Here is a 24,457-nt window from a genome sequence, read left to right on the forward strand (position 1 = left end):
TATCATCATAAAGCACCGCATTAAAATTTAATGTATCGTCAATCTATTTCCACCTCATCTGCTTCATCTTCGGAAGTAGATGTTTCATGGTATTCCTCCTCAGTGTTAACGTTCCATATGTTGCTGCGGTCTGTCTCTCCACTTATGATATTCTTAACAGCCTCAAAGGATGTACACATTGAATGATCGATATTGTTATATCTATGCTGACCATTTCTGCCTACGCAATAGAGATTGTCGATAGTATCAAGATACTCGATGAGCTTGTCCATCTCATCATATGTATCAAAGTAAGCAGGATAAGCCTTTTTAACTTTCTCCATGTGATAGTCGATAACTTCATCTGCCTTGTCGATAAGTTTAAGCTTGACCATCTCATCAATTGCCATCTTGGCAAACTCATCCTCGGTCATATTCCACATGTTATCGCCTTCAAAGCAGAAATACTCAAGTCCGACCCATACTGTATTCTCAAGATCTTTTACCAGATAAGGAGACCAGTTGTTGTAAATCTGGAATCTTCCCATCTTAACATTTCTATCCTGAACATATACCCAGTTATCAGGCACGATATTTCCGATAGTCTTGATCTTGGTCTTATTCTCAAGATTAAGCTTGGGAACAAGTACACCGAGAGTCATATAATCACGGTAAGGAAGTCCTGCGGCAATTCTTGCGGGATCAGCGGGAACATCATTCATTCCTGCAACGAGATCCTTTATCGGCATTGAGCTGATAACTACATCGCCGTCAATCTCGATCTCTTTTCCATCAACAAGATAAGATACGCCTTTGATATGATTGCCGTCTTTCCTGATTCCGGTAACCTTTGCATTTACAATAATTGTACCACCGAGTTTCTTGATCTCCTCAGCAGTTACGTCCCAGAGCTGACCGGGGCCGAGCTTGGGATACTTGAACTCTTCTATGAGTGAAGTGTTAACCTTACGGTTCTTAACTTTAAAAAGTCTTCCAAGATAGTCCTTGATTATTCCGAAAATAGATAAGCCCTTGGTTCTCTGCTTGCCCCATGAAGCATCAATCTCGCTTGGATGTCTGCCCCAAAGGTTCTCGGTATAATACTCGAAGAACATTGAATAAAGCTTCTTGCCAAAGTTATTGATATAGAGATTCTCAAGATTGTCCTCAGGTCTCTTGTGGAAAACAGAAGCCATATATGAGAATCCAACCTGCATTGTAGTCAAAAAGCCAAAGTTCTTAAAAGTCTCACCCTTAAGTGAAATCGGGTAATCGTAAAACTTTGAATCAAAAAGAATACGTGAGACACGATGTCTCTTAAGCATTACTCTGTCTGTTTTCTCAGGATCAGGACCGCCCTCTGTCATCTTCATCGGTCTGTCGAGAACTATATCATCATAAGTGGGTTTTCCCTGTCCGGGAAGCATCTTATCCCACCATGCATTAACTTCGGGAACCTTGGTAAAAAATCTGTGACCGCCCATATCCATGCGGTTACCTTTATACTCTACAGTTCTTGATATTCCTCCAAACTGGTCGGTTTCCTCAAAGATTACTACCTGATAATCCTTTGACTTGGTCAAAAGCTCATAAGCAGCAGTAAGCCCCGCAGGACCCGCACCAATAATTAAGGCCTTCTTCATCACATTTACCCTCATTTTCTAAATAATCGTCCGTTCATTATCTTGGAGACGAACAATAATAGTAGTATACCCTACCCCATAACATTCTTCAAGATAGCACTCCATGCCACTCCACGTGCGACATTTTGGGGGTATTGGCGATATGCGTTCCATAAGTCAGGTTTGCACAGGGGTTATGTTCGTTGACATTCAAGGCATAAGCAAGCGGTAATCTTTATTCTTCGCTCCTAAACTCGCCCATAAATGGGCTCAAACAAACGGAGCGAGAACAGAATAAAGATTTCCGCTTGCTTATGCTCTTGAATGTTACAACTCACATAAATACTGTGAAAACCTGACTTATGGAACTGCGTAGTGGCGAATAGCCCACCTGTACGCCTTCATAAGTATACGCTACATTAACAAAGTATTAACATTTTATCACAATATTTGCTTTATAGCAATTACATTATTTATAGGATACGAAACGCACTCATTTACATCAATATGTGCCGAGCGGGATATGGTAAAACAACAGACCTATATAGCTATTTTTCGCAGACGGCAAAGACGGTATCAGTTTTGAAATGTGCAGTTCTCGGACGAGCAAGATGATTTTCAAATTAAATAAAACCCGAAAATGCCGACTTCCCTGAGCAACGTCGAAAGGAGGCATTTTCGGGTTTTATGAAATTATGAAAATCACTGCGCAGCCGAACACAAGCATTTCAAAACTGATACCGTCGCTACAGGCTGTGAAAAATGGCTATATAGGTCGTCCGTTTACATATACCCCCGGCGTTACTCAGCTCCTGCGCCGTGCTCTCTGGCAAGCGGATATGCTCCGGACTTGAGCTTCTCATAAGCCTCGGGATAATTATCTCTGAGCTTGTCATCCGAGATCATGAAATACTCATCGGGATCGAATTGGCCAATTTTGATAGTGTCATTCTCAAGATATGCGAATGGCTCATTTTCCTCATAGTAGTTGGGGATATGAGCAAGAAGCCTTGAAAATACCTGTCTTCCCTTTAATGTGAGGTGCGTTCCGTCCAAAAGATACTCTTCCGCCGTATCAAGGTAGAGATCGCACTTCTTGTCGTCGTTCATCGCATCAAAATCGATAAGATCAAGATCTTCCGCTACATTAAGTGCTTTTCTTGCATAATTTGCAAGAGTATCTATTCCGTAACTTACTACATAAGAATCGCCAAGGAACTTTCCATTGGTATCCTTATAAATTCCGTAGAAAGGAGTCATAAGGACAATTCTTGCATTGGGACTGATCTCCTTAAGAGTTCTCACGCCTTCTTCAAGAGCTTCATAATATGAATGAAGCGGATTGCCTTCAAACTGTGTTTTATCAAGCGGCATTTTATCAAAGAAATCGTTTGCACCATATTCTATAAAGTAATAATCAACCTTCTCAGGATTTATATTATTCATATTACTCAGAACGTGGGGATAATTCTGAAAAACTCTGTCTCTGTCAATCTTTCCCGCAAGACCGTAGGTTATTCCGTTAAAAGAAATAGAATCCCACTTAGACAATGATGAATCTGTAGTTGAATGCTCAAGTGCAGCGGTTGTTCCACCGATTCCGAGATTATATGCGACAGAATTCGGAACTCTTTCAGATACAAGAGAAGCAAGATCGTTGCCGCTGTCTCTTCCGTTCTCAATCTGGCTGTCGCCGATAAATACCATGACTACTTTGTCTTCGTCTTCCTGCGGCTGCTCTTCCTCTTTAGTATCTTCAACCGAAGTTGAAGCTTCAGCATTGGCTTCATCAAGTGTCGGCTTATAAATATCCTCTGCCAAAACCAACGTTCCGGCTTCTGAAGCCTGATCGCTTTTACCGCTCATGCTTGCGGCAAGATCGTCATTTATAAATTCCAGTGCAGTGTCTGCATTTTTATCAATTGCAGTACATCCGCAAGTCAGCATAGCTACCGTTGTTACCCCCACAATAAAACTAATTATTTTTCTCTTCTTCATTTTTCCTCCTCGCTGATACTTCACCAAGTCCTATTTTAACACCAATCTGTCAAAACGTTCCGACAGGAGTACAAAAATTAATGAAATCTACAATCAATCTTAAGAAAGTCTTAAGAAGTTGTCTTTTGTTCAACAACATACATGTGTAATATCAATAACTATTACTGTTCCGTCTCTTTCTTTTTTCCGAGTTTTACAACTCCAAGTATTATTACAGTAACGAATCTCACGATGTTCACCGCAACAAGGCCATAGGCAAATCCTACCATTCCCCACTTATACGTAACCGGGATCACTATGGTCACAAAAACAATTCCATAAATGAGATTGATAATAAACTGAAGTTTTTCTTCCGTAAACGCAAGAAGCACAACCATCAATGAACCCGAGATAAAATAAAGGAGCTGTCCGAGGTTTGCCAAAAAGAAAAATTTCGAAGCCCCATCATATACATCGGGAGTAAAAAACAGCTTTACATATATCATTGAAAAGCCGCTACACACAAGCGCTCCGAGGAACGTAAGTGCCAAAAAAGCCGATCCGATTGTGGCAAATATCTTTTTATTCATCTTAATCTTATAATTTGTAAGATAGCTTATGACTACACCGTTTAGCGGAGTCGTGAGCATTGCTACGATCTTACCGATAAGGCTGGCAGTATAAAAATCTGTAACCTGACCTGCCTCGGCAAAATGCTTTAAGAGAATTCTGTCTGAATTAAGTATCAGATTTGCCAGCACGTTTCCCATGGCTATGTACCATGCAGACTTCATATTCTCTTTAAACGCACCCGACAAATTAAAAAACGGCGCCCTGAATATTTTTCCGGTCATAACAGTGAAAATGATACCGAAAATCTCTCCGAGGAACATCACGAGAACCCAGTTCTTGGTAACCGGGTACAACATAAGTCCCAGCACATATCCCACAGATACAGATAAGAAGAAAAAGAAATATTCTTTAAATCTTATGTTCATCCTGTACTGAACGTCCGAATAGTACCTGAAAACCGTAACTATCATGAGAACAAGTACGGGAACAAAGAGTTTTAGCGATATTCCCTCCGCCAGATAAATAGCTCCGAAAGTAACAGGAATAGAAAGAACGGCAATCATCAAAAGAAATACATTGTAATCTCCGTTTGTTTCCTCTCTGTCTTTTTTTGCCATCATTCTCGAGTAACTGGCTGCAGTTCCAAATCCCGCACCCATTACAGAAATGATGGAAATTAAATAAAGAACGGTGTCAAATCCGCTCCTTCCAATGCTTTTTTCAATATTGGAATAAACAAGAAGCTGTAGAACACCGTTATAGATAATCAGCGCCAAAACACTGAATATAAAGTCTTTGGAGGCTTTTTTTACAAGCCCCGACTTATTTTTTGTATTACTATCTTCCATTTGATCGCTAATCCTTATTTCATCATGTCTGTTTCTTTGTGACGCTGAAGCATGTTAAGCTGCATCTCAAATTCACGTCTGTTATTAACCGCAAGTGTGGACAGTATAACTCCCGCAAAAAAGCTCTGAACCGCAGAAAGCATGATAAAGCAGCAAACTATCAATGTAGGAAATCTGGGTACAAGCCCCGTACGCCAATACTCTGTGACGATCGGCACCAAAAAGAATATCGATATAAGTGCAAGTACCATCGAAAATATGAGAAAGAATCCAAAAGGCTTATAGTTCCTGTAAAGCTTTGCAATAGTCTTAAGAACCTTCATTCCGTCTTCATAAGTATTGAGCTTACTCTCAGATCCTTCCGGTCTGTCTCTGTATTCGATAACAACATTGTCGATCTGCATGTTGTTGTAAACAGCATGAATGGTCATCTCTGTCTCTATCTCAAATCCCTTTGAAAGAACGGGGAATGTCTTTACAAACTCATAGCTGAAAGCTCTGAATCCTGTCATGATATCTCTGATATTGCATCCGAACAACTTGTTGATACTTCCTCTTACGAGGTTATTTCCAAAGTTATGGAAAGGTCTTTTGTTCTCCTGATAATATGTTGATGAAAGTCTGTCTCCGACTACCATATCCGAATTATGATTAAGAACAAGGTCAACCATCTCGGGAGCCGAATCCATGGGATATGTATCGTCTCCATCAACCATTACATATACAAGCGCGTCAATCTCGCGGAACATGCGTCTTATAACATTGCCTTTTCCCTGCATAAATTCATTGCGAACAACAGCGCCTTCAGCTGCTGCGATCTCTGCAGTGCGGTCTTTCGAATTATTGTTATATACATAAATAACTGCCTCGGGAAGCGCCGCCTTGGCATCTCTTATAACCTTCGCTATAGTCTTTTCTTCATTGTAACAAGGTATCAGTACTGCAATCTTATCCATAAATATCCTCTTCAAGTAAATAATTTCAGTAATGTATCAATATGTCTTTCCTTTTGCATAGGCGCTTACAGCGCTGTTAAACATTTTCTTTTTTCCGTTGATCCAGGCATTGGTCTGAGCCTTAACCGTTATTCTGACATCATATTCGCCCTGTCCGGTATATGTATAATTGGGCGCATTGGTATAAGTAACCTCTTTAAGATCATACTCAGATTCAGCCTTCTTCTTGTGCTCGACCACCACTTCATAGTGCTCGGCGCCGTCAACGGGCTCCCAAGCAAAATAAACTTCCGTGCCGGTTGCACCTTTGCGGGTAACTCCGTCTTTTACTTTTGGAGCTGTAAGAGCGTCTTCGCAGGTATTTCCGTATGCAAATTCACTAAAGTCGCCGCAGATGGCTTTCTTCGCATCGCCTTTATATGCCCTTACTTTAATCCTGATGTCATAATTGATCTTATCTTTGTATGTATAACTCGGCTCATCAGAATACACATCCTCAATATGAGAATATGATGTGCTTTCATGAGGTTTTCCTTCGACAGAAATTTCATACCTGTCTACGTTCTCATCAGGTTCCCATTTGAAAGTTACTTCCACTCCTCTGTCACCTATCTTGGTAACTCCGTCCTCAATCTCAGGTATTATAATTCCGTTCTTGGATTTCTTCTTTTCCTTTGGCTTTTCATCGGAATTCTTTCCGTCTGCTTTCTTGTCGTCCGCAGATTTTCCTTTAGAAGCGCTGTCACTTGCAGACTTACTCACCGCCGAACCTGTTGATGCGCTACCAGCCGCTGCGCTGCTTTCCGAGCCTTTCTTTACATCCTTACTTACATCACTAATCTTTGAAGTAACATCATCCGAAGATAACTTTGATGATGCTTCTGATGCCGCCGTCGCTGCCTCAACCGGCTCATCGGATGACTCCTTTGATGACGCTTCCGATGAGCCTATAGATGCTCCGTCTGAAAACCCTTCGATAGCGGCAGAAGAACCCTCACTATAAGAAGTGCAACCGCTCATAAGACCGATTGTCATGCACAATGCTGCAACAAATTCTATTTTTTTTGACATTGTATAAATCTCCCTTTGTCAAAACACCCAAAAGGTAAACCACTTAACAATTAATAAATCCATAGCATTATAACATAATTCACATCATTATTCAGCATTTCCTTTGTTTCGAACCTATCCTCACTCTAATCCGTAAACATAGATATTGTAAGGTGAACCGTGTCCGCTATACTCGCCGATCGGCGCAAGTCCCTCTTCAAGCGCATTGGATATATCAATTCGTGAAAAGAGATATTTGCACCCAAGTTTCTTAAGTTCCCCCGCATCAATATAAATATTGTTATCGGTAACGCCATACATACTCTTTGTTGCCATTACTATCGTCGCATCGGTACCGGAATAGAGATAACACCTCGCTCCCCACTCATCAAAATAGGCTGCTGAAGCCGGATTTTTGGAAAGTGCCGGCGCGATTACTTTTCTAAATTCTTCTTTATAGCTCTGAGGATAAAAGCCCAGATATCCGTCAAGCGTTGCAATCCCGTTATATTCAAGAATGGCGGGATGCATTCCGTAAGCAACGCTCCATTCACCTTCTTTGTAGCCAATCTCCTTTTTCACATCCGAAAAAAGTTCCTCAGAATAGAACTCTCTGTAATTGAGGTCATCGAGCTTATTCCCCATGACATTTTCTTTTACTATATGATAGAGCGTGCCCCTAAGATCATTGTATCTTGTCGGTGTAATGATGACGAACACCACCGCCGTCGCAATGACCGCATATGACAAAACGCCCTTAAAAATTTCTTTCTTGCGCATTCTGTATGCAATAATAAACAGCATTGCGCACCAGATAAACGGGCTGAAAAAGACCGTTCTGTTAAACTGAAATCCTTTTAAAGGCGGAACCACTGTCGCAAAAACATCGTCAACTTCTCTGATAAAATAAATACCGTAAACAACCGCGTTAAACACAAGGATCAACGCACAGAGATTATATGCATCCGTAAAAATTCTCCTGAAATTCTTTTTGTAAACATATCTTCCGTTCAAAAAGATCAGATACAAAAGACACACAGGCATAACGAAATACTTGTGACAATCCTCCGCATGCATCATGCCGTTTACAAATACATCTCCCACAAGCGCAGGCACCTCAGATACCTGCACATAGCTTTGAACCATCGTATCCCTTATAGTAGTAACATCGGAAAAAAGCATCATTCCAAATAATCTGTATTCGAAGACCACGAATCCCACTGAAAGCGCCACAAGCCCCGCGATAAGCCCGAAGCTCGGCCTTTTGTCCCGAATCCACATCCAAATTATTGCTATGAAAAGATATCCCAGAATAAAGAAACCAAAGTATGAAAAGTACGAAACAAAAGGATAGCAGAAAATAAGCACAACATACCCTGCCATTCTCCGAACCCTCTTAGGATCGTCACTTTTTTCCGTCAAATATATTCTTCTGAGAAGATAGACTATAAGCGGGATTGAGGCAAAAGAAATCCCAAACGCCGGAAAAAGATTTAAGACTCCGTACAGAAATCCCGCGCCCACGGCCAGATTTAGTTCCGGCGCATATTCTTCTTTCAGACAAAATCTTGCACGCTCAAAGAATGAATCTATTTTTTCACCCGAAGGAATCGTGCAATCAACAAATAACAACACGCAGGAAAAGACCGCAATGACAATCTTTAATACATATCCCACTATATAAGCCGTAAAAGGTGAAAAGATCATATACAGAACTGTATACAAAGAAGCTTCACCCGGAAGCACATCTCTTGACACTCCGCCAAGAAACGGTGCGCTGACTCCGTGCGAAAAAAAAGTGCCGGTGTTTCTCAGCATCGCAAACTGAGCGATAAAGAGGTCCATGTTGTCATGAACCCCTATATAGCTGTTCTCACCAATGGCACAATAAAATACTGAAATAATCAGAATAAACAAAAGAACTGCAAATATAACAAAACGCCTTTTCAAGAGTTTCATTTTGTCAAATTCCCCTCAACGCCGACGATCATTTAATGTTGTCATCCTCGTTATTCTTATTGCCGATCTTCATTCTCTCATGACCGCCGAGCTTGTTTGCAGCGTCCTGGTCACCTCTTAAAATCGCATTGACAATCTGCATACGGAAGCCCGCATCAATAAAGTCACAGTGCTTACAGAACGGATAGTTCTGTCTTCCCTCTGCAATCTTCTTTCTTACTGCCTGGAACTGAGGACTTCCCCATGCTTCCTTAAGACTCATCTTGGTAAGATCGCCAAAATCGGTAGTCTCAAAGTTATCGCAGCAGCAAAGTCCCATCTTGCCGTTGGGCATGATCCACATATCTGTGAAAGGAAGAAGACAAGTCTCCTTAATAACCTTCTCGGTTGCCTTCTTATTGGGCGCACTTCCCGCTCTGTTTGTAAGAACTTCCTGAAGATATCTCATCTGAATCTGGATATCAAGGTCCTTAAACTCATCGGGATGGGCTTTTACATAATCATAGAGTTCCTGAATATTCTTATGAAGCTTCATCTCCATCGAATAGTTGTTGATGATAAGCTGATTGATATATGGTGCAACCTCTTTTACCTTATCGATAGTAAGGATAAGTCCGTTGGTAGACATGAAAATAAAGCTGTCCGGAAGTTTCTCCCTCGCGTACTTGTGCCTCTCAACAATCTTGGTATCCAAAAGGGGCTCATTATTTCCGTAAAGTGTAAGATGTCCCTTATATCCCCAGTCTGCAAGCTGATCGATGATATTCTTATAAACATCGTCGTCAATCTTTGCAAGAGGTCTGCACTCCGCATGAACATTGGCTGTACAAAACGCACATGTGGAATTACATCTGTTGATAGTCTCGATATTTACAACATTGGGCATCGGAACTTCCTTGGAATTAAGGAAGTAATCACAATAAGCCTTCTGAGACTTACTTCTTGTAAAAAACTGTAATTTAAGGTATGCGTTACTTGCAAGCATCGGAAAATGCTTTCTCGCAAACCAGCCAAATTTTCCCATAAAACTGTTTACTCTTATAGGCATTAAAAAATCTCCTTACCACTCAGCCGATCACTCAGCTTTTTTCTGATACAAATAGTATGTAGCGGTCTGATTCGGATCCCATGGATCGATAAAGTCTTCCTGCAGAACAAGATCATAATCATCTACACCCTCCGCAGGTTTATTGACAGATATCACAAAATCAACAATCTTTTCATGAGTGAACCTTTTTTGTTCCTCAAGAACCTTCTGCATATGCTCTTCATTCACGGTCTGCGTCTGGAAGTAATAGCATACGGGCAATGTATCCGTCACCGTGTAGAGTCCCGCATCAAAACCGTTCTCATTTATGATCTTCGGATTCTCTATTCCGCTTGAAAGCACATGATCACGGAAATGATAGAGCCAAAGGTCATTTTTCGCAATTTTCATATACGAAACATTTGGTGAGATATTATACGCAGTAATTCCCGCTACAAGCAGCATCAATACCATAACCGCACTTGTAAGCCCGGTAAGTTCGTCTTTGAAGCCGTCGCGATTTAGCTTAAGATACAACCCTTCAAGTAAATATCCTATCGCGGTAACCCCAAACACCGTAAATCCATTTATTGGAAACGGGTAATATGTTATGCTGACTCCCCCGATGAAAATGATCAGCGTAAGGAATCCCAAAAGCATGGCTATGTTGACATATTCCGCAACTTTGACCGGAATTACAACTATATCTCTTTTTATAAGCTTGTATTTGTCTTCCGGAATAAAAGAAAATACAAGAGCCACAGTAAAGTATAACGCACCGATAAAAATAGTCAAATACACTAATTTATTATCGTAAATATGATCGGTCATCTTATCGTAGATAACGGCCATTCTCTCGGCAAAAGACAGTTTTTTCGAATACCCGAAAACATTTTCGTAGATGTACACACGTCCCCAGTCGACGATCGCATTATTCATTCCGAAATATACAAGTCCCGGTATAAATGTGATTGCCATTCCTCCAAGAAATACAACGCAGCTGACAAATGCTTTTTTTACAGCCTTAGCCCCTATGATATCCGCAAAGAATACCATCGCCATCCATGCAAAGAAAAATCCCAGTGAATTGAACTTGATATGAAAAACGCATCCCGCAAGAATTCCGCCAACAAGAACTCTTTTGTATCTCATGGGTTCCGGATAGTTCTCTTTAAAGTGCCTTATCGAAATATACATTCCCCACATAATAAACGGGAAAAGAAACTCCTCAGCACTTCCGCCCCAGTAAAAGCATCTTGATGTATATACGATCATTCCCACAACCGGCGTTAGGATGTATGGCATGGAAACAGATCTTAAGTACACCTGCATGATCCTGAATGCCGCTTTGAGAGCCATTGTACATGCCAATATCTCAATTATGTACACACCCAGAAACGTTGTTCTAGAGATAAGAGAAGCCAACATATATATGCTGTACTGAAAGATTCCCTTCTGATCGAAAAGATCCCTGTACGGCACCATACCGCTCAGCATACTTTTTCCGACTGTAAAATAACTGTTCGAATCATCCCATATATTAAAAGCATACAGGAAAGAAGATCTTGAGCATATTGTCATTATCACGGCACCCGTTATAAGGCACCAGACAAATGAAAACAGCCCGTCCCTCCTTTCATCCGGAGTATCATATTTTTTTGAGTTTATGTTCATGAATAAGTCCAAGTAGCACCTTTAATCCGCACGCAGCAAAAGGAAGCTGATAAATGTAATATCTCATTGCATAGCGTGAGGACCCTTCCCAAAATTCGTGGAAAACCATTCCACCAAAGATTAACAGTAACATCAGCATCTCGTAATCCGAAACATGCCTTTTCCTCAGAACTCCCACAAGATATACCACTACGCCCAAATAACAGAGCGTCATAAAAACATTCATGATCCATGCTAAAACCGTACTTCCGACGCCAAATACAATACTATTTCCCAAAGCCGATATTTCATGATGCCTGCTCACATAATCAAGATTTTGCGTTGATATACAAACAGGATCGGCCCACTGGGTTATATATTTCCTTGTAAAAAATCTTGCGGCATAAAAAGGATGGTGTGCAAAAAGATCCACCCTCTCCCCGATCTTCGCTGTAGCCGCTTTTTTCGTAAGTTCCGTATCATAATCGTTTTCAGAAAAAACGCGATAATTATATCCATTGTACCATCCCGGCTCCAGTCCGCCGTCTTCCTGAAGGCCCATTGCTATATGCGCCACGGAAGGATTGCCTTTGGGTATTTCTTCAAGCCCCGTAACCTTCATGTAGTGGTTATTTATGTATGTCTTTTGACCGAACACAAAAACCAGCATACATAGCGCGACAATCACTCTGTTTTTAAACTTTACTTTTGCATCATCGCTTTTTGAACCGATACCATTAATAAACAGTATCATTATAAGCGCAATTACAGTAATTTCACAATTGGTTTTCAACATGACACCGATAGCAATGGCCAAGCCCGATCCAAGCCCGTATCTCTGCTCTCCGGTCTTCATGTACCTGATCATCAGATACAGCGCCAACGTCTGCGGTCCCATGCTGAGAATATCGCCGTAAATATAAGTCACATAATTGTAAAAAAAACAATGCTCCCATAGATAAAAGCGACATAATGCCGCATATTTCCGCATCTTCAAAACACTCCATGCATATTTTATCCAGAAAATACATTGTAAAAAGAATCGATATCAGCTGCGCAATATCCCACGCAAGATAATTTCCGGAGCCAAAAATCTTAGTCATAAACTCGCCGAAAAAGACATATCCCAGCTGGAAAGGCCAGATATAAAGATAGCCGCCTTTTTCCGTAAGCTGCGAATAATCACCTCTTACAAAGCTGTTTATATGTTCATCCAACGTATCTGAGTCATTGACCGGCATCGGCTTTATTGAAAAGATCAGCGTCAGGCAATACAAAACGCAGAACACAAGCCCTATTACCACAAGCTTTTTGTTCTTTGCAAAAATCTCTTTTTTCTTGAGAATGTAAAAGATAAACAGACTAAGCCCGACAGATATAACAAGAAGCGGGATATTTTCCATTTTAAAGTACAGCTTATCATTCTCCTGATGCATCTTGTAATAAATTGTTGTAAAAAAAACTGCACCCAAGGATCAGCACCGCACCGAGAAGAAGACATGCGCAAATTGCCATATTAAAGGCTTTTTTAAGCTTCACTTTTCTCATTACCTCCGTTCAAAAGGCCAATGATATCAGCGGTAACAAACAAATATGAAGCGACATAAAATACCGAAATGAAAGCAATATCAATTATTTCCGCCCCAAACAGTGTAATTCCGTAAACTATCAACGAGCATATATTTGCAACTATCATAAAAGGCATTATCTTCTTTCTCACCATCATCGCAAAAGGAGTAAGAAGGATAAGCATCGCATAATCATATCTCTCATGCATTCCCGGAAGAAGGATCACGCAAGTCCAGGATGTCCATATCGCAAGGTAAAGAACAAGATTTCTGTCTATCTTTTCCCTGAATCTGTAACAAAAAAACGCGATAACAACAAGTACAGCAGCAAGTACCATTACAGCCGCCGTCGAAAGAAGCTTGTAATGATCGTCGAACCCCCAGTTATAAATATTGGGGCAATAAGATACCATTCCGTATCCTTCCGAATCAAGCTCCCCCGTCTGTTCCAAATAAGCGAAATAAGTTGCTCTTAGTCCGTGCTTTGCAAGAACTTCCGGAAGTCCGGCAACAAGATAGACAAACGGAATCCACAAAAACTCAAGAATACTGAAAGCCGTCTTTTTAGAAAGCTCTTTTCCCTCATTCTCAGCACCGTTAAATCCGCCTGTAATGTAAATTATCAGGTAAAGAGGAAGGAAAAGTATCGCCTGAAGCTTAAACGCAAAAGCAACGGAATACCAGATCATTGAGCCCCTGTATTGCTGCTTTAAAAGCTTGTACATCGCGATCATCAAAAAGCATGTATATACCGCATCAACCTGCTTCCAAAGTGCTCCGTCAAAAATCACGAACGGAAGGTACAGCGTCATAACACCGATAAAAACAGAGCAGCGCTTTTTTTCCGTAAGAAGATAAAAAATCTTGTAGATAAAAAACGCTGATATAAATTCACATATTGCAGGAACGATGCTGAGCGGCACCCATGCTTCGCAAGGAAAAAGCGAAGACAGTGCATAGATCACGTTAAACGGAACATAGTAATCCCCGGGAGCGTTTGAAAGTCCCTTGATGATTCCGTTTTGTCTGTAAAACTCAACCCATTCTTTATAATAAAAATTATAATCCGGAGAAAGCTCTGTATTGGGCGCCAGTTTGAACCTTATGAATACAGAAATAAGAATAAGTAATCCGATAGCTATCTCGAATAAATACTTATCTATAAGGTTTCTTATGAGTTTGTCCAATGCAAGTTCTTTCTTCATGTATATTATTCTCCGTCATTTAAAAGAATTTACGCAGGCGATAACTCTGTCCTGCTCATCTCTTGTAAGTCCCGTATACATCGGAAGCGATATTACTTCCGAAGCAAAGCGCTCAGTGATCGGAAGACTTCCCGCGGGCACACCCAGATATTCATACGCCTGTGCCATGTGAGGCGGGATCGGATAATGGATCAAAGTCATGATGCCGTTATCTTCAAGATATTGTCTTAATCTGTCGCGCTCCGAAGATGCTTCCTTACCGTTTTCTTCGGCACCTTCCGTCGGAACTCTAAGTACAAACTGATGCCATACACAGGTTGCATTATCGGCAACAGACGGCTTTATCACCTTTGGATTATCAATTCCTACTGTGTAGTAGTTTGCAAGTTCTTCTCTTTCTTTTGTTATCTCGTCCATGTGAGTAAGCTTAACCCTAAGAAGTCCAGCCTGAAGTTCATCAAGCCTTGAATTTGCACCGACCACCATATTGTAGTAGCGCTTCTCACTTCCGTAGTTTCTGTATATTTTAACAAGTCTTGCAAGCTCCGGATCGTCAGTGGTTATAGCGCCTGCATCTCCGTAAGCCCCCATGTTTTTGGACGGGTAAAAAGAAAAGCATCCGATGTCACCAAAAGATCCCGTCATCTTGCCGTTATATTTTGCTCCGTGAGACTGTGCACAGTCTTCAACAAGCTTTAAGTTGTGTTTCTTGCAGATAGCACAGATCTTGTCCATGTTTGCAGCATGACCGTAGAGATGGACAACAAGGATTGCCTTAGTCTTGTCCGTTATCTTCTCTTCAATCTTATCTGCATCTATCTGATAGTATTCATCAGGCTCAACAAATACAGGTGTCGCGTCATTTATGGTTATTCCCATTACGCTTGCGATGTAGGTGTTGCCCTGAACAATGACTTCATCGCCCTTGCCGATTCCAAGTACTCTAAAGGCAAGCCAGAGAGCATCAAGTCCGTTTGCAACTCCGACCGAATGCTTCGTTCCTACATAAGAAGCAAACTCTTCCTCGAATTTCTCGACTTCTTTTCCAAGGATGTACCATCCCGAGCGAAGAACCTCGAGAGCCTTCTCCTCATATTCTTTCTGATACCTGAAATATCCGCGGTCCATACGGCCCTGCATGATTTTTTCCATACTTTGATGGTGCCTTTCCGTTACTGAGTTCAAATATTGAAACCATATATATGTAAATGTTTCCTCGTTGTGTTTTCCATGGATTCATATCAGAAAAAAGTCTCATTTCATGGTCATTCAAAGCATTCGACTTTTTTTCTGATATTTCATCCCGGAAATCATCAACTCGTGCAAATATTTACATATATATGGTTTCAACATATTCACTTAGTAACTACATTCCATTTGTTCTTAATTTTTTCATGCGCAAAAATCACTTCTCACCCTTATCGTCTTGTGAGCGGTGTACTTCGTCGATGATGAACGGAGGGCGTTTACGTGATTCCTCAAGTGTACGCCAGATGTATTCACCAAGCATTGAGAGCATGATAAAAATAAGTCCGAATCCGAAAAGGACAACGCTCATAAGAGATGCGTATCCAAGTATCGGGGTTCCTGTTGTAAGCTTTTCTTTTATGGTAAGTATGATACCTATCAGCGATAACAACGCAAATACAAATCCTACCGTCGCCATGCATCTTATCGGGAAATATGAGAAGCTCATCATTGAATCGACAACGAGCTTTATCTTCTTTCCGAGTGTCCAGCGTGATTTTCCGACTTCTCTGTCTTTTCTGTGGAAGTAGATTTTCTCTGTCTTAAAGCCTACCCACATAACCTGAAGTGTAAGAGATGAATTTTTTTCATCCATCATCTCAAGCACCTTGATTACCTGTCTGTCTACAAGATAGCAGTCGCATCCGCCCTGAGGCATGTCTTTGTTGATAGTCTTTCTTACAAGCCAATAATAGCAGCCTGCAAAAAACTTCTTAACGGCATTTTCATCCCTTGAACCTCTGATAGCCAAAACGACCTTATTGCCGCGTTTCCAGCTCTCGTACATCTCAAGGATAAGCGTTGAATCTTCCTGAAGATCGGCCTGCTTGGTAACGGCACAGTCACCGGTACATACGGAGAGTCCCGCAAGAAGCGCCGCATGCTCACCAAAGTTCCTCGAAAGCTTTGTCGCAACAACATTTTTGTCCATAGCGGCAATCTTGTTGATGATTTCCCAGGAATTGTCTCCCGATCCGTCATCGACAAAGACTATCTCATATTCCTCAAGCTTACCGAGAACTTTTTCCTTGAGATCGTCATATAAAAGCTCCAGTGTATCCGAGTTGTAATAAACCGGAATAACAATAGAAAGTTTACTCATAATATCTTTTACCCATTAATTTCTTTTATAAATTCATCATAGTCGCGAATGTACTCGCTCTCGATGTAATGTTCGCTTGCAAGACAAAGAAGAACCGAATCGGGTGAAAAATCATACATTTCCTTCCACACCATTGGTCCCAGATAAAGTCCCATTCTTGGCTTATCAAGCGCCACAACTTCTCTCTTCTTGCCGTCATCGATAAGGACCTTACTGCTTCCGCTTACATTTATAAGCACAAACCTTGTATATCTGTTGGCGTGATTGCCTCTCTTGATATCCCTCTCAGATCCGTATATATAGAAAACCCTTCTGATATCAAAAGGGATGTCAAATCCCGATCCTTCAGCAACTACAAGGTTTCCCTTCTCATCTCCGAACTCTTTAAATTCAAGAACTTTATAGTTCTCGTCAAAGTCACTTCTCATTTTTTACCTTTCTATCTTCTCAATTACAATTTCGTCTTTGTCGTAATACCCCAGTGTAAAACTATATGCCCAATCTACAGGGCCATCCCCTATATCGAAATGATACAGTATCTCAGGTTTATATTGATGTTCTTTAAAAACAACTTTCTTTATCGAAGAATCATGTAACACTTTAAGTCTTTCTTTGTTCTCAGCCTTATATCCCGCAGCCGTTCCGGATGCAAGATCATATAGACATGATGTCACCGAATAATAATGATAATCAGGCTTAATACAAAGAACCGATCCAAATACAAAAAGAAGCAGCAATGTCATAACAACAGACACTGAAGCTCCGGAAAAATCATCCTCAGAACCTTTTGACTTCAGGCCGTAATTTTCCTCAAGATACTGCCTTATCCAGATTGTAACATAAAAAATATTTAGAGCCGCAAGTATTACAAATTCCATCCACGGAAGCGCACGCACTCTTCCGGATCCCATATCACCCGTTCCAAAATATACCGGTGTCATATTAGCCGATATCATTGCATAAGCAAAAACCGTAAATACAAAAGGATGCCTGAATCTGTATTTGATGTTTTTTCCCATCTTCCAAAATATGGGAACCAATAAGAGCAGGAACACCAATGTTTCCCACCTCATCATTTTATTAATAATAACATCAAACGTTGAATATAGCGATATGAGCACTGCCTTCACCGGCGGATATCCATTGGTACTTTCCTTTCTCACGTAATTACCGGGTGCGATCAAAAGTATTACAAAACCGACAAGATTGCATATTGCAGGAATATACAGCTGCCTAAAGCTCTTACTCATTCTGTCATCTGCATCATATAATTTTATAGCATTCTTTTTTTCCAAAAAAATTATTATCAAAAGAAGCACGGAACATATCGCAAGCTCGAGAGCAGTCATGAAATTTGCTCCCCCCATGCAAACGCCCCATATGCACGCCCATATAAACATGCGCTTTCTCTTCCCGGCATCTTCATCATATACGCATCCGATCAGAAGCCCTAACCAGAAAAATGCCATTCCGAAAGTAAATGTGTAATTTATTGCACCACTGTACCAGTAAAAAGCCTCGACTCTGGTTTCAGTATCGCCAATGAACTGAGTGCACATAATAAGCGTTATCATCGCCGCCGTATTAGCAAGATATTTATCTGCCTTAAGTACTTTTACAAAAAGAGCATTGAAAAAAAAGCACACTCCGAATGTCAGCATTCCCAGAACCAAAAAAGTTCCGATAAAATAAAACTGTTCACCATATGCCGCAGGAGCAAGTGTTGTCAATAAAATTGAGAAAAAATACCCTTCATCAACCTGATATACATAACCGACCTTCTCAACGGCTTTTATTATGGACAAAAATACATTTCCCGTTTCTACAAAGCAACGATGCGGCCAATTCGGCATAGAAAAATCATCTGCACTGGGAAAGTTATAGAACGCCATAATCAGCATGGGAACCACACACAAAATATACGCAACCGTAAAAAAGATGCTTAACTTTTTTGCGGATATCTCTTTTTTCCAAACAGGAAGTTTGTATTCAAACATCTACGTTATACTCCTTAGCCGTAGTACTCTTTATACCACTTTGCGAATTTTCTAAGTCCCTCCGTAAGCGAAGTTGAAGGCTTAAATCCAAAATCATTTTCAAGAGCCGTCACATCGGCATATGTAATCTCAACGTCGCCCGGCTGCATAGGTACAAGCTCTTTGTGTACCTCGAAATCATAATCACTTGGAAGAACTCCCGCAGATATAAGTTCTTTTTGAAGGATATCGACGAAGTCCAAAAGATTGACGGGATCGTTGTTTCCAATGTTATAAACTTTATACTTTACACCGTTCTCATTTTCATCGGGAGACTTCTTCATAACGTTCACGATACCTTCAACGATGTCGTCAACATATGTGAAATCTCTTTTACAATTGCCGAAGTTAAAGATCCTTATAGTCTCGCCCTTTACAAGCTTATTGGTAAATCCAAAGTAAGCCATGTCCGGTCTTCCCGCAGGTCCGTAAACCGTAAAAAATCTAAGTCCCGTTGAAGGAATTCCGTACAGCTTTGAATAAGCGTGGGCAAGAAGCTCATTTGATTTTTTAGTCGCAGCATAAAGAGATACCGGGTTGTCGACCTGATCCTCAACGCTGTAAGGAATCTTCTTGTTGCTTCCGTAAACACTCGAACTTGAAGCATATACAAGATGAAGAACGCCCTTATATGAGTCATCTGTTACATCCTCATCATAGGAATGTCTGCACGCTTCAAGAATATTGTAGAATCCGATAATATTGGAATCGATATACGCATCGGGATTTTCAATCGAATATCTGACACCCGCCTGAGCCGCAAGATTTACGACAACTTCAGGTTTAAACTCTTTAAAGGTCTTATCGATAACACTTCTGTCGGAAATACTTCCTCTTACAAGTGTAAAAAGCTTAGAATCTCCGCCTGTGCGCTCATCAATCTTCTTAAGTCTGTCCTCTTTGATCCCTACATCGTAGTAATCGTTCATATTGTCTATTCCAAGAATAGAAATACCTGTATCTTTATATTTTCTTATAAGTTCAAGCACGAGATTCGATCCGATAAAACCGGCTGCTCCCGTTACAAAAACTCTTTTTCCGCTAAGATCTATATTACTTGCTAACATTTTTAACCTCTTATTCGGCTCCTCTTCCAAAGAGCACGACATAAACAGTCTTCAAAATTATCCTGATATCCTCAGTAAGGCTCCAGTTATCTATATACTCAAGATCAAGCTTAACCACTTCATCGAAGTCAGTGATATCACTTCTTCCGCTTATCTGCCAAAGCCCGGTAAGCCCCGGAGTCATGGAAAGCCTTCTTCTGTAATGCTCGTTGTAATTTTTGAACTCTTCTTCCGTAGGCGGCCTTGTACCGACAAGGCTCATCTCACCTTTTAAGATATTGAGAAACTGCGGAAGCTCGTCAAGGCTTGTCTTTCTGATAAAGGCTCCGACCTTGGTAATTCTGGGGTCATCCTTCATCTTGAACATAAGTCCGCTCATCTCGTTCTTATCGGCAAGTTCCTTCTTGCGCTCCTCGGCATCTATATACATCGATCTAAACTTGTATATCTTGAAACGCCTTCCATTCTTTCCAATTCTGGTCTGAGAAAAGAAAACAGGCCCCTTTGAATCGATCATTATTGCAGGTGCAAGAAAAAGTGTCACGATGCCTGTAATGATAAGTCCTACGATGCCGCCGAGTATATCAAGTCCTCTCTTTATAAAAAGACGCTTATAGCTTGTTCTGTTCATCGAATACGTAAGAACCGAATAATCAAGGAAATCGTCAAACTGTGTATTTGCCTTGCCAAATCCGGGAAGTTCAAGATTATAGTGAGTCGTGATTCCCATTTCCTCAAATCCCAGAATGATATCTTTCATATCCTTCTGCGGAATATTGGGTGTATTGATAAAAACTTCATCGAAAGGATCCGTTATAAGACGCGATGTCAGATTATTTATCCCGTCATGAACATGTATACCGTCTATGTACCACGGCTCATTCGATGTTTTCTGCGTATCTGAATTCTCTTTACTTATACCGCCCGTGCTTTTCTCTTTTGCATCCGCTGCATAAGCTCTTACAATCTTATAGCCAAGATTACCGGCATTACCGATCAATTTGCGGACGGTATCTTCCATAAGATTCCTCTCGGCTACGACAACCACACGAACCGCATTGTTATCACTCGAAATGTATTTCCTAAATATATCCTTAAAGATTATTCGCGCAAAATAAGTCAGAAGAATATCTAAAAATACGAATATGACAACAAAAAGTCTCGATACACTCTTTCCCCAGGTAAAGAAGAATATAACAACAGAAGACGCAACCAGCATCACTGTCATAAATCTCACAATAGAAAAGAACTCTCTGATGTATCCTCTTACAGCAAAGTCTCTGTTCCAGTCCGCAAGAAAAGAGTAGACAACACAAAACAGGAGAAAGACAACACATACAAGATAATGCTCTGTCTTATCTCCGTAACCTTCAAGATTCGTGAATCTGCCCCAAAATACTTTCATCATAAAATCGCTGTATCTAAGCCATGATGCAAGCACATATGAAATTATGATACATGCCATATCTATCAGCCAAAGCATGTACGTTTGAAATGTTTTATTTTTATTACTCATACTGAACCATTATAGCATGATTTCATAATAATCACTCTATTTTATGTTCATTCACTCATGCTATGGCGTATCACCCGATATTGTCTTTTTTCTTTCGAACCGCGCCAACTCCGCAACATGCAGAAAAAGCGAGTATTCCGGTCCAAACGCCGACGCTCATGATCTTCTTCCTGTACTCTCCCACAGCAAGCGACTCATCATATTTGTACATCGGCTTGTCTTCGCCCGCATAGTCAATGACAATATCACCGTTTTTCTTAAAATCATTTATCTCTTCGGATGTATAGTACTCCGGCGTCATGCCAAGGCTCTTATTGCTTTCATCTCTTTCTCTTGCGCCATATAAAGCGGTGGGTTCATTGGTAAGAGCAACATAGATAACCGCCATAGCAGCTCCTGCCAAAGCCCCTATCGCGATACGTTTTATCAAAGCTACGACATAAGGTTTGTCAGTCACGCCTCCGGCCACACAATCATCCTCTTTAGCCGCATCGGCACGGCTTAAGAATTCATATATCGCACTTCCCATGAACACATATGTGAAGTTCTTTGCAGAAAGATTATATAAAAGAGGTTCCCAAATTCCGATAAACAGCATTGCCATCATGATCGCAATCTCTGCTCTTCTGTCATTTGCAATGCACCTGTTCATAAGAAATGTCGTGAGCACAAACATGACAACAAAAGCAACTATTCCAAGCTGCAAAAACAGATATAACTGTGACATATCAATCCCGTAGGTTCTGTAACTCTCATCAGGATTTATCAGCCTTGTTCCAAACAGCGATAAACTGTTATTACTCCAAAAATATTTTGCGAGCGCAAATCTTGTATTAAATATTTTTCCGTTAAAAAAATCAAATAGCTTTTCGGGAAGTACGTGCGGAAGCACGATAGATATAAACGCAGTCACAGGAAAAGTCGCATAACTTACTACCTTTTCCAAAAGTCTCATTTTCTTTACAGAAAAAAGATAGTAATTTACCACGACATAAAGAACGCATGCAAGCACGCCCGTCCTGCTGCCCGAATACTGAAAGATGTACAGATTAAACATAATCCCCGCCAGCGAAGCCATGAAAAGAAGGCGTTTTGCATTTTCTTTTCCCTTAAGCCAAACTGTGACAAGATATATGCTCATCATTGTGAGCATTATCGCATTCATATGAAGTGTATTGGGATGAGCGTATCCGAAAGCATGCCTAAACATCGTTCCCGCTCCGTCCCTTGTCTGGGGATAGTATTTCTCAGCCGCAAGTCCGAATGCACCCGTAAAGATCCTGAAAAGAATAAGAGGCCCCGCAACCAGCGTCCCACATCCGATCACTTTTTTGGTCTCAACTTTTTTCATTCCGAGCATCATCATGAAACACTCTATAAGACCTTTGTGCCCCGTATGATAATATACAAGCCCCGCAACAAGCATAAGCGTCCCAATAACCGCATATTCCTTGGCAGTATGTTCGGTAACCAATAGTTTGCACAAAAATAAGAATGCACATATAACGAAAACTGCCTTGATCTGCAACATTCCGTCATACCATCCGAAAGCTCTCGAGCCTACCGCTATAGCAAAGAAAAGTAAGTATATCCTCTCCCCTATCTCTTCCTTGCCATGTAACGCCCAAAGCATTCTCTGCATTCTTATCTTTAATTCAGTCATATACTTTATCCTTATTATTTTTTCTTTTTGCTAAAAGAATCCTTTATCAAATAGCAGATAAACTTTGTGTTGGTCACAAAGTAGCGCTTAAAAAGCCTCTCCGGATCCTGAAAAAGTCTGTAAAGCCATTCAAATCCAATCTTCCTGATCCAGACAGGAGCTCTTTTAATTGTTCCTCCGTGGAAATCAAAGCCTGCACCGACGCCCATCATAACGCCGTTTATTTTATCCTTATGCGCAAGCATCCATTTTTCCTGCTTGGGCGCGCCAAGTCCTATCCAGACTATATCTGCGCCCGATGAATTAATCATCTCAATATCCGCTTTATCTTCCTCTTCGGAAAGAGCCCTGAATGGCGGCGAATACATTCCGGCAATATTTATCCCGGGATATCTTTCAAGAAGGTTCTTGCGAAGTTCCTTAATTGTTTCTTCTGACGATCCGTAGAAATAATGTGACACGCTTCCATCCGTCGTATCTCTGAACATATGCTCCATGAAATCAGGCCCCGCAACTCTTTCAGCTCCGATATATCCTTCTTTTTGCTGAAGCTTTGCTATAGGATTACCGTCCGCAAAAGTAAATGCCGAGCTGTTAAGAACCTCTTTGTACTCAGGATTCTCCCTTCCCATAACGGAAGTATGCACATTGGAAAAACAGATATATTTTCCCGAAAGTTCTTCTAAATGAGTAAGCACATGAAAGACTGCTTCTTCCGTCCTTGCAACCGCATATTTTATCCCAAACACATCAAAACGTTCGCTTCGCACAGATGCAGGAATTGATGCATAGTCATCTACATCGGTTACTATTCCGGATCGTACATTATACTTATTTAAGTCAAGAGCGATATATGTACGTATTCTGCGCCTTTCCGCCTCCTTCAGAAGCTCTTTTGCCGACTCATCATTTTTTTCAGCTCCGATAAGCAGCATATCATCACAGCCGGATACATAATATTTCTCAATGATATCAACAATATCCGTAACAGGAAGCGTAACTTTGAAAGTCTTTCTGTCTCCCATAGAAAGAAATCTTTCCTTGTTCTTTTTCCTGTATAACATCCTGAAAATATAGGAATAAAAGATGCCAAGAGCAAAAACCAAACCTATAACAATTCTTGAAGAGTCGCTTTTCATGGCATACAGATACATCAGTAAAAATATAATGATCGCACATTTTCCTGTAAGGACCGACATCAGATTCTCAAACGGATCCTGCAAGAATATATGATCTTTTCTGCAGTCATATAACAAAAACACGATCACCTGTAAGATACAGCAAATAACAACAACCGAAACGTACAGTCCGTCGAACATTTCATACCATTTTGTAGCCTGCTCGCCATATCTTATTATGAATGCCGAAAACCAGGACAGTAAAAGAGCTGTCTCGTCCAAAATAAATA

At 40.7% G+C, this 24,457-nt stretch carries 18 protein-coding genes; all 18 read right to left on the bottom strand.

The features are described from left to right. Window positions 1-38 precede the first annotated feature (38 nt). The 18 genes from CD00_RS0109785 to CD00_RS20670 all read right to left on the bottom strand — a co-directional run bounded on the left by CD00_RS0109785 (window position 39) and on the right by CD00_RS20670 (window position 24,449). Window positions 39-1,622, bottom strand: a complete 1,584-nt coding sequence (locus CD00_RS0109785; RefSeq protein WP_026655808.1) for an NAD(P)/FAD-dependent oxidoreductase — start codon at window positions 1,620-1,622, stop codon at window positions 39-41. A gap of 780 nt (window positions 1,623-2,402) precedes the next feature. Then, window positions 2,403-3,599, bottom strand: coding sequence for an SGNH/GDSL hydrolase family protein (locus tag CD00_RS0109790; RefSeq protein WP_026655809.1), 1,197 nt, complete (start codon window positions 3,597-3,599; stop codon window positions 2,403-2,405). A gap of 161 nt (window positions 3,600-3,760) precedes the next feature. Next, the gene (locus CD00_RS0109795) at window positions 3,761-4,999 is read right to left on the bottom strand and encodes a lipopolysaccharide biosynthesis protein (protein ID WP_026655811.1); all 1,239 of its coding nucleotides are present in this window, start codon (window positions 4,997-4,999) and stop codon (window positions 3,761-3,763) included. A gap of 14 nt (window positions 5,000-5,013) precedes the next feature. Next, window positions 5,014-5,955 carry a glycosyltransferase family 2 protein gene (locus CD00_RS0109800; protein ID WP_026655812.1) on the bottom strand — a complete coding sequence of 314 codons (942 nt, stop codon included), beginning with the start codon at window positions 5,953-5,955 and terminating at the stop codon, window positions 5,014-5,016. Between the two features lie 36 nt (window positions 5,956-5,991). Beyond that, window positions 5,992-7,026: a hypothetical protein gene (locus CD00_RS0109805; RefSeq protein ID WP_026655813.1), complete on the bottom strand. Its 1,035-nt coding sequence runs from the start codon at window positions 7,024-7,026 to the stop codon at window positions 5,992-5,994. Between the two features lie 120 nt (window positions 7,027-7,146). Beyond that, the gene (locus CD00_RS0109810) at window positions 7,147-8,964 is read right to left on the bottom strand and encodes a DUF6044 family protein (RefSeq protein ID WP_026655814.1); all 1,818 of its coding nucleotides are present in this window, start codon (window positions 8,962-8,964) and stop codon (window positions 7,147-7,149) included. A gap of 28 nt (window positions 8,965-8,992) precedes the next feature. Next, window positions 8,993-10,012 carry a radical SAM/SPASM domain-containing protein gene (locus CD00_RS0109815; RefSeq protein WP_026655815.1) on the bottom strand — a complete coding sequence of 340 codons (1,020 nt, stop codon included), beginning with the start codon at window positions 10,010-10,012 and terminating at the stop codon, window positions 8,993-8,995. A gap of 27 nt (window positions 10,013-10,039) precedes the next feature. Beyond that, window positions 10,040-11,665, bottom strand: coding sequence for a hypothetical protein (locus CD00_RS0109820; RefSeq protein WP_026655816.1), 1,626 nt, complete (start codon window positions 11,663-11,665; stop codon window positions 10,040-10,042). Further along, window positions 11,640-12,635, bottom strand: coding sequence for a glycosyltransferase family 39 protein (locus CD00_RS0109825; RefSeq protein WP_242838952.1), 996 nt, complete (start codon window positions 12,633-12,635; stop codon window positions 11,640-11,642). Before CD00_RS0109825 ends, CD00_RS0109820 begins: the two co-directional genes overlap by 26 nt. Window positions 12,636-13,172: 537 nt before the next feature. Further along, complete coding sequence (locus CD00_RS0109835) at window positions 13,173-14,417, bottom strand: hypothetical protein (RefSeq protein ID WP_026655820.1); 1,245 nt, start codon at window positions 14,415-14,417, stop codon at window positions 13,173-13,175. 15 nt (window positions 14,418-14,432) lie between these two features. Next, a complete protein-coding gene (locus tag CD00_RS0109840; protein ID WP_026655821.1) occupies window positions 14,433-15,569 on the bottom strand; it encodes a DegT/DnrJ/EryC1/StrS family aminotransferase in 1,137 nt (378 codons plus the stop codon). 253 nt (window positions 15,570-15,822) lie between these two features. After that, window positions 15,823-16,767 carry a glycosyltransferase family 2 protein gene (locus tag CD00_RS0109845; RefSeq protein WP_026655822.1) on the bottom strand — a complete coding sequence of 315 codons (945 nt, stop codon included), beginning with the start codon at window positions 16,765-16,767 and terminating at the stop codon, window positions 15,823-15,825. 8 nt (window positions 16,768-16,775) lie between these two features. Then, the gene (locus CD00_RS0109850) at window positions 16,776-17,195 is read right to left on the bottom strand and encodes a sugar 3,4-ketoisomerase (protein ID WP_026655823.1); all 420 of its coding nucleotides are present in this window, start codon (window positions 17,193-17,195) and stop codon (window positions 16,776-16,778) included. Between the two features lie 3 nt (window positions 17,196-17,198). Continuing rightward, the gene (locus CD00_RS0109855; protein WP_026655824.1) at window positions 17,199-18,764 is read right to left on the bottom strand and encodes a DUF6056 family protein; all 1,566 of its coding nucleotides are present in this window, start codon (window positions 18,762-18,764) and stop codon (window positions 17,199-17,201) included. Between the two features lie 14 nt (window positions 18,765-18,778). Continuing rightward, window positions 18,779-19,870, bottom strand: a complete 1,092-nt coding sequence (locus CD00_RS0109860) for a GDP-mannose 4,6-dehydratase (RefSeq protein ID WP_026655825.1) — start codon at window positions 19,868-19,870, stop codon at window positions 18,779-18,781. A gap of 10 nt (window positions 19,871-19,880) precedes the next feature. After that, window positions 19,881-21,353 carry a sugar transferase gene (locus tag CD00_RS0109865; RefSeq protein ID WP_242838953.1) on the bottom strand — a complete coding sequence of 491 codons (1,473 nt, stop codon included), beginning with the start codon at window positions 21,351-21,353 and terminating at the stop codon, window positions 19,881-19,883. 103 nt (window positions 21,354-21,456) lie between these two features. Further along, window positions 21,457-23,049 (bottom strand): O-antigen ligase family protein, encoded by a 1,593-nt coding sequence (locus tag CD00_RS0109870; protein ID WP_026655827.1) that lies wholly within the window; start codon window positions 23,047-23,049, stop codon window positions 21,457-21,459. A 14-nt stretch (window positions 23,050-23,063) separates the two neighbouring features. Continuing rightward, window positions 23,064-24,449 (bottom strand): WecB/TagA/CpsF family glycosyltransferase, encoded by a 1,386-nt coding sequence (locus tag CD00_RS20670; RefSeq protein ID WP_242838954.1) that lies wholly within the window; start codon window positions 24,447-24,449, stop codon window positions 23,064-23,066. Window positions 24,450-24,457: the final 8 nt, after the last annotated feature.

It is taken from the genome of Butyrivibrio sp. AE3003, assembly GCF_000686065.1.
Classification (GTDB): Bacteria; Bacillota; Clostridia; order Lachnospirales; family Lachnospiraceae; genus Butyrivibrio; species Butyrivibrio hungatei_A.

Coding starts and splice junctions, on each gene's coding strand:
- CD00_RS0109800 (WP_026655812.1), bottom strand. CDS start 5,955: ATGGATAAGATTGCAGTACTGATACCTTGTTACAATGAAGAAAAGACT.
- CD00_RS0109835 (WP_026655820.1), bottom strand. CDS start 14,417: ATGAAGAAAGAACTTGCATTGGACAAACTCATAAGAAACCTTATAGAT.
- CD00_RS0109845 (WP_026655822.1), bottom strand. CDS start 16,767: ATGAGTAAACTTTCTATTGTTATTCCGGTTTATTACAACTCGGATACA.
- CD00_RS0109785 (WP_026655808.1), bottom strand. CDS start 1,622: ATGAAGAAGGCCTTAATTATTGGTGCGGGTCCTGCGGGGCTTACTGCT.
- CD00_RS0109850 (WP_026655823.1), bottom strand. CDS start 17,195: ATGAGAAGTGACTTTGACGAGAACTATAAAGTTCTTGAATTTAAAGAG.
- CD00_RS0109810 (WP_026655814.1), bottom strand. CDS start 8,964: ATGAAACTCTTGAAAAGGCGTTTTGTTATATTTGCAGTTCTTTTGTTT.
- CD00_RS0109825 (WP_242838952.1), bottom strand. CDS start 12,635: ATGCGGAAATATGCGGCATTATGTCGCTTTTATCTATGGGAGCATTGT.
- CD00_RS0109795 (WP_026655811.1), bottom strand. CDS start 4,999: ATGGAAGATAGTAATACAAAAAATAAGTCGGGGCTTGTAAAAAAAGCC.
- CD00_RS0109790 (WP_026655809.1), bottom strand. CDS start 3,599: ATGAAGAAGAGAAAAATAATTAGTTTTATTGTGGGGGTAACAACGGTA.
- CD00_RS0109865 (WP_242838953.1), bottom strand. CDS start 21,353: ATGCTTTGGCTGATAGATATGGCATGTATCATAATTTCATATGTGCTT.
- CD00_RS0109840 (WP_026655821.1), bottom strand. CDS start 15,569: ATGGAAAAAATCATGCAGGGCCGTATGGACCGCGGATATTTCAGGTAT.
- CD00_RS0109805 (WP_026655813.1), bottom strand. CDS start 7,026: ATGTCAAAAAAAATAGAATTTGTTGCAGCATTGTGCATGACAATCGGT.
- CD00_RS0109860 (WP_026655825.1), bottom strand. CDS start 19,870: ATGTTAGCAAGTAATATAGATCTTAGCGGAAAAAGAGTTTTTGTAACG.
- CD00_RS0109855 (WP_026655824.1), bottom strand. CDS start 18,764: ATGTTTGAATACAAACTTCCTGTTTGGAAAAAAGAGATATCCGCAAAA.
- CD00_RS0109815 (WP_026655815.1), bottom strand. CDS start 10,012: ATGCCTATAAGAGTAAACAGTTTTATGGGAAAATTTGGCTGGTTTGCG.
- CD00_RS0109870 (WP_026655827.1), bottom strand. CDS start 23,049: ATGACTGAATTAAAGATAAGAATGCAGAGAATGCTTTGGGCGTTACAT.
- CD00_RS0109820 (WP_026655816.1), bottom strand. CDS start 11,665: ATGAACATAAACTCAAAAAAATATGATACTCCGGATGAAAGGAGGGAC.